Source organism: Bacillus altitudinis 41KF2b, assembly GCF_000691145.1.
GTDB lineage: Bacteria > Bacillota > Bacilli > Bacillales > Bacillaceae > Bacillus > Bacillus altitudinis.
Map to the genome: position 1 here is coordinate 329419 of NZ_ASJC01000004.1, position 19112 is coordinate 348530.

Below are 19112 nucleotides of genomic sequence, written 5' to 3' on the forward strand. Positions count from 1 at the left end.
TGGATAGAATCCGGCTTTTTGTTTAGTTGCTTTTAGAAATTAATACCTTTCCAACAGAACGGTCCTTACTTTGTCCGACGACTTTAAAGGATAGGCCGTATGTTGGCACATCACGTCCTGCATCCGGGTTATTTGGATTCACATAGTTCTTTTTATCACTAAATGTACGCGTTGGGCGGATATAGCGATCCTCTAAGGTTAAGCCTGTTGTCGCTGTATAATCAATATTCAGCTTCGTGCTTGGATTCAAAGAGAATGCTGCATCATGTACTTGGAAACCTGTCGCTGCAATAGAGCCGTCACTCCATTTCAACACTTGTTGATCTGCATCTACGACTCCAAGGAAGCCGTTCCCTGGATGTTTTCCAACCCAGTTATCACTGTACGATTGATCGACGTACCACACGACCAAACCGTTATTATAGCTCATCAGACTTGCTCCTCGTTTGATATGCTTTAAGCCTTTATCGACATCAGCATAAGAGCGCCATTCTAGTAAATAATACTGAGCGGCATATTGTTTTCCATTAGATTGAGAGAATCCATTAAAAGTGAACGTGGACGTTCCCTCGGCATCATCTGACCACACTTTTTCTCCATCTGCTGTAATCTTTAGATCATCTACAAATAAACCTGGCAGTGAATATCCTGCATCGGTTGTATAGCGGAATTGCAGATCGATCTTCTTCCCTGCATAAGCAGTAAGGTCAAAGGATGCATCTACCCATCCATCTGATTTTCCATCGATGCCATTGCCTTCATTCGCTCCTGCCTCATTTCGATCATTCGTAATATTACCAGCAATGGTTGTCCATTTGTCTGTCCCAGTTTCACGAACTTCTACATACGCATAGTCATAATCTTCTTCGATATCGTACCATGCTTTAAACGTAAGCTCTGCTTTGCTTCCCTTCGACAGATCAATCCCTGATGTCGTCATGGTAGCATTCAAATTGTCACCTGTTCCGCTGAAGTATGAATATTGCCCTTGTGCAGGCTGAGTGACCACAATCTCTTTATCTGGCAAATCGACTCGAACCGCATCATGGTTGGTTCCTTTTGTTGCTGCTTCATCGATTAAAACTGTTTTGCTTTTTGTTAATGTCTTACCATCAATGGTTTTTCCAGAAAGCCAGTTGCCGCCATGCAAGTTTTGAAGCATTTCTTTTGCATATGGACTAAAACCTGTTGGTTCCGTACCAGGTACTTTACCTGCCCAGCTTCCGCTTGACATGATAGACCAATAAGAAACGGGCTCTCCTCTGCCTGTGTATTGTGTATCGTATTCATCAGGTAGACCAAGATCATGTCCAAATTCATGTGTGAACACGCCTGCTGCGCCATCTTCAGGCTCAATCGTATAATCTAGAGCGCCTAACTTTCCGCCTTGACCCACTTCTGATTCAGTGTTTGGAATCTCAAATACATCACCAAGTGACCAACGATGCGACCAAATCGCGTCAGAGCCAAGCTGTCCGCCGCCAGCTTCTTCACCTACGCCAGCGTGTACAACCATGAGGTGGTCAATGATACCGTCCGGCTCATTATAAACACCGTCCCCATCCATATCATAGCGGTCCCATTGATCATATTCACCAAGGTCAATGTTTGGATCCTTTGCCGCTGCTTCGAGGGCTTCTTTCACCAATTCGCGCGGTCTGCCGTCACTGCCTGATTCGTCTGGTACGTTCCCGCCATAATATGCTGCTTCATGCTTGGCTGTATACCATCCAGCTACTGTTCCACTAATCGTGTAGCTTCCACCGGACTGCTTTTCATAATACTGCTTCATAGATACTTTTCTTTTACCATCTGGACCAATGTAGCCATTTTTTCCGAAAAGCATATCTTGGTAGTGCTGCTGATCGTACTTGTCATAGTACATATCAGTCTCTTCTTTTTTAATACTATTATGCTTATAATCTTTAAAATCTACTAATAAGACCAAAACTTTATCATTACGGACGTCGCCTTTATATTTTTCCTTTTTCACCGGCTTTACTTGATTGCCTTCTTTTCCTTTATGCTTCTTTAACTTTTTCTTTTTGGCTAGTTTATTATGTACATTTTGTTTGTATTCTTTTAGGAATTCAGGTTCTTCTGTTAAGGTACTTGCGCTTTGTTTCATCGCTGCTTCTTCTTTTTTCTTTAGGTAGTTTTTTAATGCTTTTTGGGTTTCTGCCTCATTGGCATTCTTTTTGATCTTTCCTTGTTTTTTCAAGGCTTTGATGAGGCGGTCTTCATTGACAACACTTGCGTCGAATGGAATACCTGAATAATGACCGCCATCTGAGGATGTTGACTTTTCTGAGGTGTGGGCAGATAGAGGGGTGCTGAAAGCTGTCAATGTGCCTAAACTGAGGACAGCTGTTAGTGCGATGCTCGTCCATTTCCCTTTTTTCATATTGGTTCCTCCCTAATTTGGTAATAAATAATATCTAATTCTAGCATATTCCAATATACTTAAGTCGAAAAACATTTTATTTTCAGAAACTTTGTGGAAAATGCACAATACGAGATTGAAATAGGTGGAACGAATTGTCGAAAATAAAAGAACCCTAGGCTATAAATGCCTAGGGTGTTTGTTGTTTTTCTATGAAAGCTGCTCTCCTTGATATGCAACAACATCAAGTGGAGCGGCTAAAAATTCTTTTGCCTTTGCAACGAAAGCTTGGAAATGTGCACTTGCATTATGGCTTTGAACCGCTGCTTCATCTTTCCACACTTCTACCATTAAAAAGGTGTTTTCTTTCTCTGTATCCTTGAAAAGCTTGTAGGACACATTGCCTTCTTCTTCCTGTGAAGCTTTCATTAAACCGTTGATTTCTTCTAGAAATACGTTTTCTTTCTCTGGATGAATGGTCATCCCTGCATGAATAATAATCATATGATCGTCTCCTTTTTTAAAAAATTATTTCCACTCTGTGATGCGATCGATCGGTAAACGGTAAGAAGCATACCCTTCGTCAGCCGCTTTCCCAATGGATAGAAGCATAACTGGTACATAACGCTCTTTATCCCAGCCGAATGTTTCAGCGATGACTTCTTTGTCATATCCGCCAATTGGGTTTGTATCATAGCCATGCGCACGAGCAGCAAGCATCAGCTGCATTGACACAAGTCCACCGTCAATTAAGATCGTTTCACGATTCACTTGCTCTGGAAGAGCTTCAAAATGTGCAGTTAATGCAGCAATTTGTCTTTCTTTTACTTCCTGCGGCATGTAGCCATTTTCTACTGCTTTTGAATAAATTTCTTCTAAGTATTCATTGTTTTTCATATCTGCAAACACAGCGATGACAGCTGATGATGTAGCTACTTGTGTTTGGTTGAATTTTGCGAGTGGTGCAAGCTTTTCTTTTCCTTCTGGGCTATCAATGACCATGAAGCGCCAAGGCTGTGCATTTACTGATGATGGTGCTGTTGTTGCCTCTTCTAAAATCTCCGTCATTTCTTCTTTGCTAATTTTCACTGCTGGATCATAGTTACGAATGGAGCGGCGCCCTTTCATAATATCCATAAAATCGTTTGTTTTTAAAGTTGTAGCCATTTGAAACACTCCTTTAGGTTGTTTGAATCTTTTCGATGTTTTGTTGTATACGGATGAGCACATCAGTGAGAAGCTTTCGTTCTTCATCACTTACGTTTTCAAGCATTTCTGAGATAAATCGTTCTTTTTCTTTTTTAGAAGCTTCGATTCTTGTTCTGCCTTCATCTGTCAGACGAACAAGCGTGACTCGATTATCTTCCGGCTTTCTTCTGCGCGTGACCATTCCTTTTGTTTCTAACTGTTTTAAGTGACGCGTCACAGCCGCACTATCAATATTTACTTTTTTCTGCAAATCGGATTGGCTGATTTCGTCGGCTTGGAATAACAGTGATAGCAACTCCAGTCTTGATTGGCTGATGCCCGTGCATGCTTCGAACTTCACACCCATCATACGGTTCACGCACTGCAAACGATATAATACCTCTGCTTCTTCAGAGCAAAATGCAGTCAATGCCATCCCCTCTTTTCTATTCAGATCAATTAGTTGATATATCAATCATTGACTCGTCAACTAATATACACCCATTGTTTCATGATTGCAAGAGGTTTGTTTCATAAAGTGAAATTTTTTATTTCAATTAAAAAAGACGAGCTTTTGCTCGTCTCAGACCGTAGACAAAGGGCTAAAATGTAATTTATTTTAGCCCTTTGTCTTCTTTTCAGCGTGAAAGAAAACCTTTGCAGTCTAGGAAGGACGAGCAATGGAGCGGAGCGAATTTGACATTCGTGAGCACCAGCGCGCAGGACTGACACCGAATGCGAGGGTTTGTCTTCACGCTGGGACGAGCTTTTGCTCGTCTTAAGAACTTGGTGTCGTTGTTGGTCCCACATAGTAGCTGATAAATCCAATGATCATCAAGACAACAAAAATAAAGAGAATGAGTTTGAGCATTCTCATGGTTTATCCCCTCCCACTCATCTAACTTATCATATCTAGAAGAAGCGCTACCTAAAATTTACATAAAAAAAGACAAAAGCGATTCATCACTTTTGTCTTTTTCTCTTTATTCTGTAATCACTGTATGAATCAAAGTCGGAGCATCGGCATGGTCATCAATGCGGATGTTGTCATAAATTTTCTCCATGACATTCGCAACATCTTCACGGTTTGCATGCAGCGTCACGAGAGATTCACCTTTTTCTACACGATCGCCTACTTTTTTGTTTAGCATAATGCCAACAGATAGGTCGATATCGTCTTCTTTTGTTGCACGTCCTGCTCCAAGAATCATCGCTGCAACACCGATTTCGTCTGCGACGATTTCAGCGATCACACCTGATTCTTTTGCCGGCACTTCGATTTGATAAGGTGCTTGCGGCAGTTTTTCCGGTTGATCTACAATCGAGCCGTCTCCACCTTGGTTTTCTAAAAATTCCTTGAATTTCTCAAGTGCTTTGCCGTTTTTCATGACTTCAATTAGCTTTTCTCTTGCTTCATCAAGTGTCTCTGCTTTTTTCGCAAGAACGACCATTTGACTTCCTAATGTGAGCACAAGCTCGTTTAAGTCTTCAGGGCCTTCGCCTTTAAGCGTGTCAATCGCCTCTTTCACTTCAAGGGAATTTCCAATCGCTAATCCTAGCGGCTGAGACATGTCTGAGATGACAGCCATCGTTTGTCTGCCAACATTATTTCCGATACGAACCATTGCTTTTGCAAGCTTCTCAGAGTCTTCAGGTGTTTTCATGAAAGCACCTGCGCCTGTTTTCACATCTAATACGATTGCATCTGCGCCAGCAGCGATTTTCTTACTCATAATCGAGCTTGCAATGAGCGGGATTGAGTTAACAGTCCCTGTTACATCACGAAGGGCATACAGTTTTTTATCAGCAGGTGTCAGGTTGCCTGATTGTCCAATGACCGCTACTTTATGACGGTTCACCAGCTCGATGAACTCGTCTTTTGTAATTTCAACGTGGAAGCCTTTGACTGCCTCTAGCTTGTCGACTGTTCCACCCGTATGTCCAAGACCACGCCCAGACATTTTTGCAACAGGTACATCAAGTGCTGCAACAAGAGGAGCGAGTACAAGCGTTGTTGTATCGCCTACACCGCCTGTTGAATGCTTGTCTACTTTAATGCCGTCGATAGCAGACAGGTCAATTGTGTCCCCTGAGTTTGCCATAGCGAGTGTTAAATCTGCACGTTCTTGATCCGTCATATCTTGGAAGAAAATCGCCATCGCCAAGGCACTTGCTTGGTAGTCAGGAATTGTTCCGTCCGTATAACCTTTGACAAAGAAAGAAATTTCCTCTGAAGATAATTCTTTTCCGTCACGTTTTTTCGCAATGATATCTACCATTCTCATTGTTTTCACCATTCCTTTTTTAGTTTAGTAAATCAAACCGACAACGCCTGCTGTTAAGAAGCTGACGAGTGTTGCACCGAATAACAGCTTTAATCCAAAGCGTGCGACAACGTTTCCTTGTTTTTCATTTAAGCCTTTCACTGCTCCAGCAATGATACCGATAGACGAGAAGTTCGCAAATGACACAAGGAATACAGAAATGATCGCTTCTGTACGAGCAGTGAAATGAAGACCGTCGCCAGATAGAGCAAGCATCGCTACAAATTCGTTAGATACCATTTTGGTCGCCATAATACTTCCTGCTTGTACCGCTTCACTCCAAGGTACACCAACAAGGAAAGCAAATGGTGCAAACACATATCCAAGTACATCTTGGAAAGAAACACCGATGGCAGCTGTGAAAATACCATTAATCATCGCAATTAATGCAACGAATCCAATCAACATCGCAGCCACAACAATGGCTACTTTGAAACCATCCATAATGTATTCGCCGAGCATTTCGAAGAAAGATTGTCTTTCTTCTTCTACGACTTCAAGCATGTCTTCGTCTTTAGACACTTCATATGGATTGATGATAGACGCAATAATAAATCCACCAAATAGGTTCAGCACAAGTGCTGTAACAACGTACTCCGGTTTAATCATTTGCATATACGCACCGACAATGGACATTGATACAGTCGACATCGCAGATGCACACAATGTATAAAGACGCTGTTGAGGTAATAATCCAAGCTGTTTCTTAATGGAAATGAACACTTCGGATTGACCTAAAATCGCTGACGCTACGGCGTTGTAAGATTCTAGTTTCCCCATTCCATTGACTTTACTAAGCAAATACCCAATTCCGCGTACGATCAGCGGAAGGATACGCCAATGCTGCAGGATACCAATCAAGGCAGAAATGAAGACGATCGGCAGCAAGACATTGATAAAGAAAGTTGATGCATTATCATTCATTAAACCGCCAAATACGAAGTTGATCCCTTCACCTGCATAGCCTAGAAGCATTTGGAATCCTTTTGCAAAGCCCCCGACTAGGAAGTTCCCAACACCTGTATTGAGCAGAATATAACCTAAAATAAATTGCAGTACAATCATGACAATGACTGGACGGAATTTCACTCGCTTTTTCCCGTTACTTGCCAGCCATGCAATGGCGAGAATCACCAGCAAACCGATAATACCAATGACGTATTTCATGTTTTTCCTCCTTGAATGAATTCGTTTACATTAATGTGCTTGTATGGAACAAACCCTATTTCGCAAACAAATTGCGGAAGAAAATCCCAGAAATGAGATCCTTCCGCATATGACTTTTTCATCATCTAATGAGTCATGATTGTTATCCTACCATAGGATCGTATGAATTAATAGTCTTTAGAAGGAGCTGATTGATCCCCTTTAATAATGGAAACGCCTGCACTGGCACCAATACGGGTTGCGCCTGCAGCTGTCATCGCTTCTACATCTTCTTTTGTTCTCACGCCGCCTGATGCTTTGACACCGATGTCAGGTCCAACTGTTTTACGCATTAATGCGATGTCCTCAGCTGTTGCACCGCCTGTACTAAATCCAGTCGATGTTTTGACGAAATCAGCGCCAGCTTTTACAGAAAGTTCACAAGCTCGTACTTTCTCTTCATCTGTGAGTAGACAAGTTTCAATGATGACTTTCACTAAGGCTTTGCCTTTTGCTGCGTCTACAACGGCACGAATATCTTGTTCAACTGCATCATATTCGCCATCTTTCAATGCCGCAATATTGATGACCATGTCCACTTCAGTTGCACCGTTTTCAATGGCATCCTTTGTTTCAAATGCTTTCACTGCTGTGGTGTTTGCACCTAACGGGAAACCGATGACTGTACATACATCAACGCCTGTTCCTTCTAGTTCTTTCGCCGCAAGAGATACCCAAGTTGGGTTCACACAAACGGAAGCAAATTGATATGTCTTTGCTTCTTCTAGTAACTGCATGATCGCAGCTTTAGATGTATCTGGTTTTAGTGCTGTATGATCAATGAGCTTTGCTATTGTCATGATTCACACTTCCTTTTAAATATGATACTTTCATCTTAAATGACTATTGAACAATTGTAAATATAGTTATGAAATTTTGTTCATCTATTTTGTGACATTTAAAAGAGCTCTTGCTGTGTGCTGATCGATCATCAATACGTTCGCATATTTTCCTCTCAGCGCCCCATGGATAGAGGCAACCTTTCGATGTCCACCAGCAACAAGAATGGAGCGCTCTTTTGTTCTCAAATCATCCAACTCCACACCGATTGTGCGATTGTTAATTGCTTCACTGCAAATGCGTCCTTCTTGATCATAAAAACGCGAACAGATATCTCCGACACTGGATGTCTTGAGTAGCGCCTTTTCTTCTTCACGGAAATAACCGAGTCTAAACAAAAGCGCCTCATCTCTTACCGTCCCAACAGTAAACACAGCGATATTTGCCTGTTTACCCATTTCAATAATGCGCTGAATATGTCTGTCCTGTTCAACCATCTCTTTAACGGCGGCACTATCGAACACAACAGGCAGTGGCAAATAGCGTGGTGCCGTTTGAAAAGCTGATGCAAACAGCTGAATCGTTTCCGCAGAATATGTATTCACATGTGAATGGCTGATTCCACCTTTCAGCTGAACCACTTCTACCCCTTTTACCTGTTTAGGTTGCATCTTTTGAGCAATTTGATACATCGTGGTGCCCCAGCTCACTCCAACAATATCGCCGTCTTTCACCGTATTTTGAAGATACTCTGCACCATACCGGCTCAAGTAATCCGTAATCGTTGGATAATCGTCCTTTGGTGAAAATACCACATGAGCCTCGAGCAGATCATATTTTTCTTTCAGCAATGAGGACAGCTCATTTAAATCCTCAAATGGGTCCATCACTGTAATTTGGACGTACCCTTTTTCCTTCGCATACTGAAGCAGACGAGACACCGTTGGCCTCGACAGGTCAAGCTGCTTGGCGATTTCCTGCTGACTGTAATCAGATAAGTAATAGAGCCTTGCTGCTTCAATACTTAATTGCTGTTTGTCCCGATCCATTCGTACGCCTCCTTTTTTCCTCTATCATAACAAATTGTTCACTTCACCATGCACAAATGTTCATTTAAAGAAAATGGTGTAAGCTGCGTGAAAGGTCTCTTGCTTCTCTAAGGTTTGAATGCCGAATTTCTCCTTATACTGCCCGTTTGTCCCTTCCATATCAGCGATCCCATACCAAGGCTCAATACAAACAAAAGGAGCCATTGTTCCCTTTTCTTGATCATATGGAGACCAAATACCAACGAACGGAAAACCACTGAGATCGACCTCAACGCCGTGACCTGCTTGAGAAGTCAATGATACTTGCTCAATATGACTAAAGATCATTGCATCGTTCTGAAAAAGTTCTGGGCGAAGTTGAATCGACTCAAACTCAACACCTTTCTTCTTCTCTCTCACAAGTGAATCATGAAGTTCATATTGAATTGGATCATGTTCGGTGGAAGGGATCAATGTGAGTGAATAATCAGCTGTCTGCTCGCCTTCAACAAGCGGGACATGAAATGCCGGATGCCCACCAATCGAGAAATACATCGTGCCATCTCCTTCATGAACAATTTCCCAGGAAATCGTTAGTCCATTTTCCGACAGTGCATAACTGATGCGCGCTGTAAATTCATACGGATATTGTGACGTGTGACGGCCATTTGATTGATATTGAAAAATCACCTGATCTTTTGCTTCTTCAAATAGTTCAAAATCAACATCACGCAAAAATCCATGCTGCGAGAGTTGATACGTTTGATCGTCTATCTTGTATTGATCATCCTTCAACCGTCCGACAATCGGAAATAAGACGGGCGACACCCTGCCCCAATAAGCAGGGTCACCAGACCACATATATTGACGTCCACTTTCTTTATGAAGCACCTCTCTCACCTCGGCACCTCTCTCATTGATTTGAACCAATAACAGATCATTTTCAATCGTTCTCATTCAACACATCCCCTTTCCTTCTTCTTTTATTATGACAGGGATTTTCGGTTTGAGTATAAAAATAAGAATCCCTCAAGCCTTAGAATAATTCTTCATATAAAAAAATTTTAAAAAAGACAGAAATTCGCCAACAAAATGTAATGCTGATTCGTCTAATCTTATATAAAATAAAAGAATCGTTGTTCTTTTGGAGTGACAACAAAAAAGACGCGTTTGACATTGATGGGGGATTCTTTTTCATGAACAGCAAGGAAAACCGTTTACGTTACATATTAGGATTAGATGGGCTGAGAGCTGTTGCCGTATTGGCGGTCATTGCTTATCACTTACATATTGAACCCGCAAGCGGCGGATTTCTTGGCGTTGATTTGTTTTTTGTGATTTCTGGTTACTTGATTACAACCATCTTGCTGCATAAGCAGGATTTGGGCTATCAAGAGCTTCTGCCTTTTTGGATGGGCCGCATCAGAAGGCTGCTTCCAGCTGCCTACGTCATGATTTTTTTAATCGTCAGCTGGTGCGCCATTGCTGGTTCAAATGCATTAATGTCCATTCGTGGCGATGCCTTATCGTCCTTTTTTTATGTGAGTAACTGGTGGTATATTTTTCATCAGCTCTCTTACTTTGACAGCTTCAATGCTGTATCTCCACTAAAAAATTTATGGTCTTTGGCGATTGAAGAGCAATTTTATCTCATTTGGCCGGTACTGTTGATTGCTGGACTGAAATGGGTGAAAAATAGATCCCATCTTCCTATGATCACCTTTGGTCTGGCACTTGTATCTGCGTTATGGATGGCCATTCTCTATTCACCGGATACTGACCCGAGCAGGATCTATTATGGAACAGACACACGTGCGTTTGCACTCCTCATCGGGTGCAGTCTTGCATTTGTCTGGCCCATGCACAGACTTTCCAGCAGAAAATTACTTCCTGTCGGCAGACGTATACTACATATAGCCGGATTCGGTTCGATGGTCATTTTCCTCTTATGTGTTTATGCAGTCGATGAATTTGACGGCTTTCTCTACCAAGGCGGTATGCTTTTATTCTGTCTGAATGCAGCGATCTTAATTGCGTGTGTCTGCCATCCTGCCAGTCTTATTGGGAAATGGCTGTCTTTTCAACCACTCGTTTGGCTCGGGAAGCGGTCTTATGGCATCTACCTATGGCATTATCCAATTATCGTGCTGACCACACCGGTCATTGAGATTGGACAGCCTTCTATGGGACGTGTCACATTGCAGCTCATCGCAATTCTACTCATATCAGAGGCTTCCTATCATTTGATCGAACAGCCGATTCGTAAACTCGGGTTTAGACACTATTTTGCCTCTTGGTCGATTTGGAAAACAGGAATCAAGCAATGGTCTATGTCCAATAAAGTGTTTCTTGGGATTGCCGCAGTCCTTTTGATTTTATTTACCATTGGCATGTCTAGCTCGTCTCATACATCCCCGCATGCACAAGAAGTAACACAAATTAAGACAGCGCCCCAAAAGGCAGGCGGTCAGACAGAATCAAAAGTGAAGAAAAAGAAAGACAAACATGAGAAAAAAGCAGCGGATCCTAAACAATTTCACCAAGTTCTTGCCATTGGTGATTCCGTCATGTTAGACATTGCTTCAAATTTAGAAAAAGCCTATGAACCCATCACCATTGACGCAAGGGTCGGAAGGCAAATGAACGAAGCCATCCGCATCGCCCCTCAATATGCTTCTTTTAACAAGGCTGATGCCGCTGTTATTATTGAGCTTGGCACAAATGGTTATTTTACAGAGGGGACTTTGACCTCATTCATTCAACATTTCTCGAAGGCTCATATTTTTCTTGTGAACACTCGCGTTCCAAGATCTTGGGAAAATGATGTGAATGCAGTCATTGAACGTGTGGCCAATCAACATCACAACGTGAGCTTAGTCGATTGGCATTCAGCTGCCACAGGACAGCCATCCTATTTTCAGCCAGATGGTGTTCATCTTTCCACAAAAGGCTCTGACACATTGACTGAGCTCATTAAAGCCAGTATCAAGAAAAAAGGAGATGTGTCCTCGGCATCATAAGAAGACTAGCATCCTGTGAAGAGAGATTCAAAAAAGACATGCTTTCCTATGATTGGAGGCATGTCTTTTTTTGTGATGGATGAGCACGGAGCTGCATTATGTTTTACTTTTAAAAGACCAAACGATGACAGGGATGAGAATTAACGATAAAATTCCTCCGCTTAAAGATAATGTAGCATAACTCGTATTCGCAACGACCATTCCTGAAAGGGCACCGCCAGAAGCACCTGCTAACGCAACAAAAACATCGAGTGTTCCTTGGGTTTTTGCCCGGGTTGATGGATCTGTAGCATCCACTATTTGAGCAGTACCACTAATTAAACCAAAGTTCCATCCCAATCCAAGTAAAGACAAAGCAATGATTAATAGAATCATTGAATCACTTGGTGCGAATGCTGCTAATAAACCAGCAAGTAACAATGTGATGCCCGACGCTATGCTCATAGCTGTTCGTCCTAGTTTATCTACAAGTACACCCGTGATAGGTGAAGGAAGATACATGGCCCCTATATGAAAACCAATCACAATGCCCACTTCGGCTAATCCATGACCATGATGCTGCATATGCACCGGTGTCATGGTCATGAGTGCCACCATGACAATTTGAGTTAAGATCATCACTGTGGCACCTACTGTAAGCCCTTTTTTATCTGTTTTTTTATCAGCAGCATCTGCTTTATTTCCATGCCCATGTTCTGCTTTGTAAGTTGCTATTCTTCGGGCAATGTCTAATGGATCAGGACGCAGCAGAATAAAAAGAACAAGACCAGCTACAATAAATGCTGCTGCTGATAAAATAAAAGGACCGGCAAGTGCTGGAACACCAATGGACACTGCAAATTTACCCATCACTTCAACTAAATTCGGACCTGCTACTGCTCCAAATGTTGTCATGACCATTGTTGTACTAATTGCAGTTGCACGCTGTTTAGAATTCGCTAAGTCCGTTCCAGCATAACGCGCTTGTAAGTTTGTGGATGTTCCTGCGCCGTAAATGAAGAGCGATGCAAATAATAAAATGACACTATTCATCATAGCTGCCAGCACAACGCCAATTGCTCCGAGCCCTCCAGCAACAAAACCTGTCGATAAACCGATGCGTCGTCCATAACGTTGCGAAAGCTTTCCTACAATGAATGCTGACCCAGCTGACCCCAAAGTAAATAAAGCGATTGGAACTCCTGCATACGCTTCAGTCCCAAGCATTTGTTGCGCTAAAAGGGCACCTACCGTAATTCCTGCGGCTATTCCAGCCCCTCCAAATATTTGCGATAGACTGACAACGAACAATACTCGTTTATATAATTTTTTCAATTTTTGGGGTGAATCTATATAATTCTTCACTACATCTTGTTCTGTATCTAGCACTTGTAAACACCCACTTGAGATTTATTTGCCCAATGTAACCATTATATCAGCTCCGACTACCATCTTTGATTGCCTCTCGGCCATTTACATGGAGAGCAAGCGGTTGTTTTCGGATCATGAATAAAGCGCCCACATGACTGACCTGTACTTTTGAGCTGATGCGTATCTCTTGTCGTTTTCTTTTATGCCGTTAAAAGGCTGGCTCTCAATGCTAATGCGTGCTTTTCCTTCGTTTTTTGATCCACCAACGCAAAATCACCATTCTCATACGCTAATGAAAATAATTCTTCGATATGAAAGACACCTGCCTGAAACTGCCTGCTCAATACATGCAGTGCCGCAGCACTGGCGACTTGAGCCGTTGCTTGAGACTCATCGCGACCTTTTATTCCAAGCGCTGCTTGATGAATTTCGTTACCCTTCATTCCTACCGCTTCCACTTTCACTGCATATTGATCTGTACCCATTTGAGCAGATTGAATCAGTGAAATGGCTCGTTCCTTGATTTTCGGCATCGTGAGAAGGGACGTCATTCCGAGTTTCCTTGTGAGAGCAAATGCACGTGTCGCCGCGCGAGAATCAAAACAGAGCCTTGTTGTCACAGAAGGCACATGGAGCGTTGAAGGCAATGTTTGCTGGTCAGAGAAAGGGAATTGATAGGCTTGCCGCTTTCCAAGCGTTTTGCCAAAATCAATGCGTTTCCCTCCAGTAAAACTTTTGACTTTCTTTCGCTGATGATTCTTCGTTAGCTCATAATCCGTATGCACATGATCAAGCGTCCATTCAATAGCTGCTTTTCCATGCTGGTCACCTAGCCCAAGCATGATACTAATATCAATTTGCTCCACAGAGGTCAGAATAGATGCCGCCTTCGCTGCAAGCAAATTGGTGAGACCAGGTGCAAGACCTACGCTCAGCACAGCCGTTGCGTTCAATTGCTGTTGATGGACCTTTGCTAGCTTCTCAATATAGGCTCCTTTTGCCGAAATATCGAGATAATCAATACCTGATCGTAAGCATGTTTCAGCAAATGACGTGTCATCTTGATCCAGACACATGATCACGAGTTTCGTTTCATCCATCCAGTCCGTATCCATTGGTTGTCTGACGTCTATCTGAAATGGACGTACACGCCCATTTGTTTGGCGTGCAAATTGTTCAGCCTTCTCATAACTTCGGCCAGCCGCAAAGACTTGGCCTGGATACACGTCACTTAATTGAAGACATATTTGCTGCCCCACATGTCCATAACCGCCTATCACCATCACTTTTGACCTCATTTTCCAACCGCCTTTCTATTGCCTCTTTTACAAACAATCCCTTTGATCATGCCCGCTTGAAAATAAGGTCTGATGTCTTGAAATCCTGCTTCGGTTAATTGTGCTGTCATCTTTTCTTCAGACACGGGATATGTTGTGACACCCAGCCTTTCTCGGAAGGACGTAAACACTTCCTTTCCCAAGCCTTGACGCTTCATGAATAGAGAAAGCATATGAAGCTCCTGCTGAAATGCAGGCGTTTCTGGGTCTCCTTGAATAAACGCCAGCACGAGCGGTGCCCCTGGCTGAAGCCGGCGGGCGATCTCCTGTAAAAAGGGCAGCTGATCTTTTACAAAATGAATGACAAGCAAACTTACTGCTGCATCGTACAACTTTTCAACCGGCACTTTGTCTAAGGCCATCTCATACCATGTGACGCGATCTTGCATATGAAGCTGTGCCACTCTGCGCTTGGCCATCTCAAGCATGGTTGGAGATGGATCAACCCCTGTGATATGCCAGTCTTTATTTCTTTGAAGCATGTTGATAATCTCTTCGCCCCCACCTGCTCCGACTGTTAACATGCGAGAAGCCGCTCCCATTAAATCGATTTCTACTCTATCCACTGTCAGCTCATGCAAAAGATGATAGCCCGGTACTTTATGTGCAATTGTCGCTACATAGGATTCAGCAACAGGATCATGCCAATGTTGATTTACACTCATATGTCTTCTCCTCCAGTTTCCGCTTTGCTTCGTTTCCTTTACACTAACGGTATGTTATCTTCATTGTAAGAAGATAGATGAGAAAAAACGATCCCTAAAAGTGGGGATATTGAGGAGGAGATCAAATGAACAATCCAGCCGCTCATTTTCAGCAGCTGAGAAAAAACATTCGAGATGAACTTGCTGCTATCTGTGATTTTGATGCTGCCTGTATCACAACCATTGATCCAGCTACTCTCCTCTCGACGGGTTCTTTTACAGATGAGCCTATTGAAGCCATACATAACGAGCTGTTTCAAAATGAATATTTAAAAAAAGATGTGCACCAGCATGAAGATCTAGCGAAAGGTCCTGTCCACGCTGCCAGTCTCGTCCAAAGCGGAGAATACACCAATAGTGGTCGATACCAGCACATTTTGTTACCTAACGGATGGGCAGATGAATTGCGGGCAGCCCTTGTGATTCAAGGTGAATGCTGGGGAATTGCCAGCCTTTATCGGAAAAAGGAGAAGGAACCTTTTCATGAACAAGATATACAAGCGATTAGCCGCCAAACACCAGCACTCGCTGCCAAGCTGAGAGATGAACTTTTTAAAAGAAGAGAAACGGAAGAAGATGAAACGGCGGAACACCAAGGCTTCCTCATTCTTTCACACGATTACCATCTTCTTTATGGAAATGAAACCGGACTTCATTGGCTCCACACCTTCCAAACCTTTGAGCAAATTCATGACGGTGCCATCATGCCCCGTCCGTTTAGAGCATTAGGTGCTAAGCTTTTATATGGCGGCGGTGACCAAACAGCGGTCAGCATCACCAGAATGCCGACAGGGCGTTTTCTCTCTCTTCAAGCATTTCGTTTAGCACAAGCAGCCGGGCAGGAAGAGGCTGTCATGATTCATATTAAACGAGCTCAAACAAGTGACATCCTTCCTTATATAGCGAAAACATATCGGCTGACAGAAAGAGAAATGAACGTCCTTGACTGCTTAATAAAAGGACAATCCACAAAGGAAATTGCCAGTACGTTATTTATCTCGCCTCATACGGTGCATGATCATGTAAAGGCGATGCTCGAAAAAACAAATTTGAACAGCAGACGTATGCTCGTTTACTTTTTCTCACACATATAAAAAAGCGGCTACCTCATTGGTAGACCGCTCTTTCTTTATTTTCCGATGACTCGCTCATGCAGAACATGTGCTACTCCTGCTTCGTTATTGGATTTTGTCACAACATCCGCAACTGCTTTGACATCTTCAATGGCATTTCCCATCGCAACGCCACAGCCCGCAAATTCTAGCATCGACACGTCGTTCCCATTGTCACCAATCGCCATCACTTCTTCACGAGAAATCCCCAGTTCATGCGCTAGAAGCTTCACAGCATTCCCTTTGCTCACATCAGGATGAAGAATTTCTAGGAAGAAATCTGTGCTTTTTACCATCATGTACTGATCCTTCACTTCAGATGGAATGGCTTGTATCGTCTTTTCCAAACGTTCCGGCTGATCAATATACATCATCTTCGGAAGTCTCATGGATGGGTCTGCCTCTTCGACAGGTAAATACTTGAGCGGCAATTTCGTTAAGTACGATTCAAGTACCGTGTATTCACTAATATCCCGATTTGGTGTGTATAGATGAGCTGAATCGAAATAATGCATAGGTGTATCCAGCTGACGGCTCAGTTCATATAAAGAAGTCAAATCATCATAGGATAAAGTTAATTCTGATACGACTTCATTTGTATGGCTGTTTTGTACAAGCGCTCCATTATAGGCGATGACATAATCCCCCTCTTGATCAAGCTGCAGCTCTTTTAAATAGCGATGCACCCCGCCAATCGGCCGGCCTGTACATAAAACAATTTTAACGCCTTCTGCCTTCGCCTGTTGAATGGCTTCAAACACCTCATCCGGCACCATATGCTGATCATTTAATAACGTACCATCCATATCAATTGCGACTAATTTATACATTCACTGCTCCCCTTTTCTCAGCAAAACATGCTGTCACTATTTTGAGTGATCATCTACATGATCACATGCTGTTCATCATACTATGTACCTATTTTAGCCTATCGTTTTTTTCTCACACTGTCTACTTGTTCATATCTGTAACAAAAAATCACTTCATCCTCATCTATTATAACCTATTCTATGAAATCCGCTGTGAATAGGACAGACCTGTCATTTTAACAGTATGAAAAGGAACAAATGTTCATCGGAGAATATTTTGAAACTAGCAAATCTAATTGTATGATGGATAGCAAAGAAAGGAGGTGCAGGGAATGATTACATTTACGAGAGGCAAATTGTCAAAAATGTCTGGTGTACATATTGAAACCATTCGTTTTTATGAAAATGAGGGTGTGCTCCCCGAGCCTAAGAGAGCACATAACGGCTATCGTTTATATGATAAAAAATATGTACTCATGCTATCCTTTATCACTGAAGCAAGAAAGCTAGATTTTTCACTCAAAGAAATTCGAGAAATTATCACGTCACTATTCGAGAAACAGTCGAAAACAGAAGCGGAACAGCTGCTCGAACAAAAAGTAGAAGATATTCAAAAATCCATTCAAGAGTTAAAAAAGAGGAAGGCGGCCATTCAACTGTTAACGAAACAAACATTAGCTAACATTAGTTAATTGTAGAGACTGCCAAAGATGTGCCGGTATTTTTTACTGGCACCCCTCTGCGCCTAGCTGTTAAGTACACGTTGTATGAAAACATCAGGTATACTAGAGACAGCTTGACGTGACATCAATCGTATGGAAGGGGTTATGAATAGAATGAGAATAGCAACCATTGGAACAGGTGTGATTGTGGAAGGTTTCCTCCAGGCAATTGAACAGCTTGAAGGTGCTTCTTGCCACGCTGTCTATTCAAGGAAGGAAGCTACGGCAAAGAAACTCGCAGATCAATTTGGGGTGCAAACGACTTATACGGATTTAACCGCTATGTTAGAAGATCCCCACATAGAAGCGGTATATATCGCATCACCCAATCGTTTACATAGCGAGCATGCCACGGCTGCATTGAAACACGGAAAACATGTGATTTGCGAAAAGCCTTTTACCTCTAATGTGAAAGAGCTAGAAGCCTTAATCGCTCTCGCAAAGGAAAAGCAGCTCTTCCTATTTGAAGCCATTACGACCGTTCATATGCCCAACTATCATTTAATCAAAAAACACCTTCATCAATTAGGCAGAATCAAACTCGTTCAATGCAACTATAGTCAATATTCAAGTAAATATAATCAGCTGCTCGCCGGGGAAACGCCGAATGTCTTTAACCCAGAGTTTTCTGGCGGTGCCCTCATGGATATTAACATTTACAATGTTCATTTCATTATGAATCTATTTGGTTCACCGAAAGACATTCGTTACCAGGCCAACCGCCATCCAAACGGCATCGACACATCTGGTGTTTTAACTTTTACTTACAATGATTTCATCGCCACAAGTGTTGGCAGCAAAGATACAAGCAGTATGAATTTCGCTTTGATTCAAGGGGAAAAAGGGTTCCTGCATGTGAAAAATGGTGCGAATGGCTGTGAGGAAGTGTTGCTGCATATAGGAGACCAAGTCACTTCACTCAATGCACAAACCAATTCAAACCGCCTGTTTTATGAAGCGGAAGCATTTCAGCATATCATTGAAACAGGAAATGTCGAAAAGTGTTATGAATGGCTTGATGACAGTCTTTCTGTCATGAAGGTTCTTGAAGCCGCTAGGAAAGACGCCGGTATTGTTTTCCCAGCGGATCATGCTTAAATAAAAAAACCGCCTTCTGATGAAGTGCACCCCATATATTAGACACAGTCT

17 protein-coding genes are annotated in these 19112 nt (G+C 42.4%); 4 read left to right on the top strand and 13 right to left on the bottom strand.

Annotated elements, in window-relative coordinates; genetic code table 11:
- Window positions 1-22: 22 nt before the first annotated feature.
- The 9 genes from BA79_RS10020 to BA79_RS10060 all read right to left on the bottom strand — a co-directional run bounded on the left by BA79_RS10020 (window position 23) and on the right by BA79_RS10060 (window position 9866).
- Window positions 23-2404 carry an immune inhibitor A domain-containing protein gene (locus tag BA79_RS10020; RefSeq protein WP_017368358.1) on the bottom strand — a complete coding sequence of 794 codons (2382 nt, stop codon included), beginning with the start codon at window positions 2402-2404 and terminating at the stop codon, window positions 23-25.
- Between the two features lie 189 nt (window positions 2405-2593).
- Complete coding sequence (locus BA79_RS10025; RefSeq protein ID WP_017368359.1) at window positions 2594-2887, bottom strand: putative quinol monooxygenase; 294 nt, start codon at window positions 2885-2887, stop codon at window positions 2594-2596.
- A gap of 24 nt (window positions 2888-2911) precedes the next feature.
- Window positions 2912-3550 (bottom strand): nitroreductase family protein, encoded by a 639-nt coding sequence (locus BA79_RS10030; RefSeq protein WP_017368360.1) that lies wholly within the window; start codon window positions 3548-3550, stop codon window positions 2912-2914.
- 13 nt (window positions 3551-3563) lie between these two features.
- Window positions 3564-4007 (bottom strand): MarR family winged helix-turn-helix transcriptional regulator, encoded by a 444-nt coding sequence (locus tag BA79_RS10035; RefSeq protein ID WP_045033720.1) that lies wholly within the window; start codon window positions 4005-4007, stop codon window positions 3564-3566.
- 547 nt (window positions 4008-4554) lie between these two features.
- Window positions 4555-5856, bottom strand: a complete 1302-nt coding sequence (locus BA79_RS10040; protein ID WP_035702607.1) for a pyrimidine-nucleoside phosphorylase — start codon at window positions 5854-5856, stop codon at window positions 4555-4557.
- Window positions 5857-5880: 24 nt separating this feature from the next.
- Window positions 5881-7062: a NupC/NupG family nucleoside CNT transporter gene (locus tag BA79_RS10045; protein WP_017358632.1), complete on the bottom strand. Its 1182-nt coding sequence runs from the start codon at window positions 7060-7062 to the stop codon at window positions 5881-5883.
- 167 nt (window positions 7063-7229) lie between these two features.
- Window positions 7230-7901 carry a deoxyribose-phosphate aldolase gene (gene deoC / locus BA79_RS10050; RefSeq protein ID WP_007498018.1) on the bottom strand — a complete coding sequence of 224 codons (672 nt, stop codon included), beginning with the start codon at window positions 7899-7901 and terminating at the stop codon, window positions 7230-7232.
- 84 nt (window positions 7902-7985) lie between these two features.
- The gene (deoR, locus tag BA79_RS10055) at window positions 7986-8930 is read right to left on the bottom strand and encodes a DNA-binding transcriptional repressor DeoR (RefSeq protein ID WP_035702609.1); all 945 of its coding nucleotides are present in this window, start codon (window positions 8928-8930) and stop codon (window positions 7986-7988) included.
- Between the two features lie 60 nt (window positions 8931-8990).
- Window positions 8991-9866 (bottom strand): aldose 1-epimerase family protein, encoded by an 876-nt coding sequence (locus tag BA79_RS10060; protein ID WP_035702610.1) that lies wholly within the window; start codon window positions 9864-9866, stop codon window positions 8991-8993.
- A 239-nt stretch (window positions 9867-10105) separates the two neighbouring features.
- On the opposite strand from BA79_RS10060, the gene BA79_RS10065 reads away from it, so the two are divergent.
- A complete protein-coding gene (locus BA79_RS10065; protein WP_035702613.1) occupies window positions 10106-11929 on the top strand; it encodes an acyltransferase family protein in 1824 nt (607 codons plus the stop codon).
- A 96-nt stretch (window positions 11930-12025) separates the two neighbouring features.
- Here BA79_RS10065 and BA79_RS10070 read toward each other — a convergent pair whose 3' ends face one another.
- The 3 genes from BA79_RS10070 to BA79_RS10080 form a co-directional block, all read right to left on the bottom strand.
- Window positions 12026-13297: an MFS transporter gene (locus tag BA79_RS10070; RefSeq protein ID WP_035702616.1), complete on the bottom strand. Its 1272-nt coding sequence runs from the start codon at window positions 13295-13297 to the stop codon at window positions 12026-12028.
- A gap of 182 nt (window positions 13298-13479) precedes the next feature.
- Window positions 13480-14577 (bottom strand): saccharopine dehydrogenase family protein, encoded by a 1098-nt coding sequence (locus BA79_RS10075; protein WP_035702619.1) that lies wholly within the window; start codon window positions 14575-14577, stop codon window positions 13480-13482.
- The gene (locus BA79_RS10080; RefSeq protein ID WP_035702621.1) at window positions 14574-15281 is read right to left on the bottom strand and encodes a class I SAM-dependent methyltransferase; all 708 of its coding nucleotides are present in this window, start codon (window positions 15279-15281) and stop codon (window positions 14574-14576) included. Before BA79_RS10080 ends, BA79_RS10075 begins: the two co-directional genes overlap by 4 nt.
- 125 nt (window positions 15282-15406) lie before the next feature.
- On the opposite strand from BA79_RS10080, the gene BA79_RS10085 reads away from it, so the two are divergent.
- Window positions 15407-16414, top strand: coding sequence for a helix-turn-helix transcriptional regulator (locus BA79_RS10085; protein WP_008345737.1), 1008 nt, complete (start codon window positions 15407-15409; stop codon window positions 16412-16414).
- Window positions 16415-16449: 35 nt separating this feature from the next.
- Here the strand turns inward: BA79_RS10085 and yidA are convergent, their stop codons facing one another.
- Complete coding sequence (yidA, locus tag BA79_RS10090) at window positions 16450-17262, bottom strand: sugar-phosphatase (RefSeq protein ID WP_008345739.1); 813 nt, start codon at window positions 17260-17262, stop codon at window positions 16450-16452.
- Between the two features lie 311 nt (window positions 17263-17573).
- Here yidA and BA79_RS10095 point away from each other — a divergent pair, with 311 nt between their 5' ends.
- Window positions 17574-17933: a MerR family transcriptional regulator gene (locus BA79_RS10095; RefSeq protein WP_007498034.1), complete on the top strand. Its 360-nt coding sequence runs from the start codon at window positions 17574-17576 to the stop codon at window positions 17931-17933.
- Window positions 17934-18077: 144 nt separating this feature from the next.
- A complete protein-coding gene (locus BA79_RS10100; RefSeq protein WP_008345742.1) occupies window positions 18078-19061 on the top strand; it encodes a Gfo/Idh/MocA family protein in 984 nt (327 codons plus the stop codon).
- Window positions 19062-19112: the final 51 nt, after the last annotated feature.

Bases quoted from the DNA above. Each gene is read 5' to 3' on its own strand.
- BA79_RS10020 (WP_017368358.1), bottom strand. From the start codon at position 2,404: ATGAAAAAAGGGAAATGGACGAGCATCGCACTAACAGCTGTCCTCAGT.
- BA79_RS10025 (WP_017368359.1), bottom strand. From the start codon at position 2,887: ATGATTATTATTCATGCAGGGATGACCATTCATCCAGAGAAAGAAAAC.
- BA79_RS10030 (WP_017368360.1), bottom strand. From the start codon at position 3,550: ATGGCTACAACTTTAAAAACAAACGATTTTATGGATATTATGAAAGGG.
- BA79_RS10035 (WP_045033720.1), bottom strand. From the start codon at position 4,007: ATGGCATTGACTGCATTTTGCTCTGAAGAAGCAGAGGTATTATATCGT.
- BA79_RS10040 (WP_035702607.1), bottom strand. From the start codon at position 5,856: ATGAGAATGGTAGATATCATTGCGAAAAAACGTGACGGAAAAGAATTA.
- BA79_RS10045 (WP_017358632.1), bottom strand. From the start codon at position 7,062: ATGAAATACGTCATTGGTATTATCGGTTTGCTGGTGATTCTCGCCATT.
- deoC (WP_007498018.1), bottom strand. From the start codon at position 7,901: ATGACAATAGCAAAGCTCATTGATCATACAGCACTAAAACCAGATACA.
- deoR (WP_035702609.1), bottom strand. From the start codon at position 8,930: ATGGATCGGGACAAACAGCAATTAAGTATTGAAGCAGCAAGGCTCTAT.
- BA79_RS10060 (WP_035702610.1), bottom strand. From the start codon at position 9,866: ATGAGAACGATTGAAAATGATCTGTTATTGGTTCAAATCAATGAGAGA.
- BA79_RS10065 (WP_035702613.1), top strand. From the start codon at position 10,106: ATGAACAGCAAGGAAAACCGTTTACGTTACATATTAGGATTAGATGGG.
- BA79_RS10075 (WP_035702619.1), bottom strand. From the start codon at position 14,577: ATGAGGTCAAAAGTGATGGTGATAGGCGGTTATGGACATGTGGGGCAG.
- BA79_RS10080 (WP_035702621.1), bottom strand. From the start codon at position 15,281: ATGAGTGTAAATCAACATTGGCATGATCCTGTTGCTGAATCCTATGTA.
- BA79_RS10085 (WP_008345737.1), top strand. From the start codon at position 15,407: ATGAACAATCCAGCCGCTCATTTTCAGCAGCTGAGAAAAAACATTCGA.
- yidA (WP_008345739.1), bottom strand. From the start codon at position 17,262: ATGTATAAATTAGTCGCAATTGATATGGATGGTACGTTATTAAATGAT.
- BA79_RS10095 (WP_007498034.1), top strand. From the start codon at position 17,574: ATGATTACATTTACGAGAGGCAAATTGTCAAAAATGTCTGGTGTACAT.
- BA79_RS10100 (WP_008345742.1), top strand. From the start codon at position 18,078: ATGAGAATAGCAACCATTGGAACAGGTGTGATTGTGGAAGGTTTCCTC.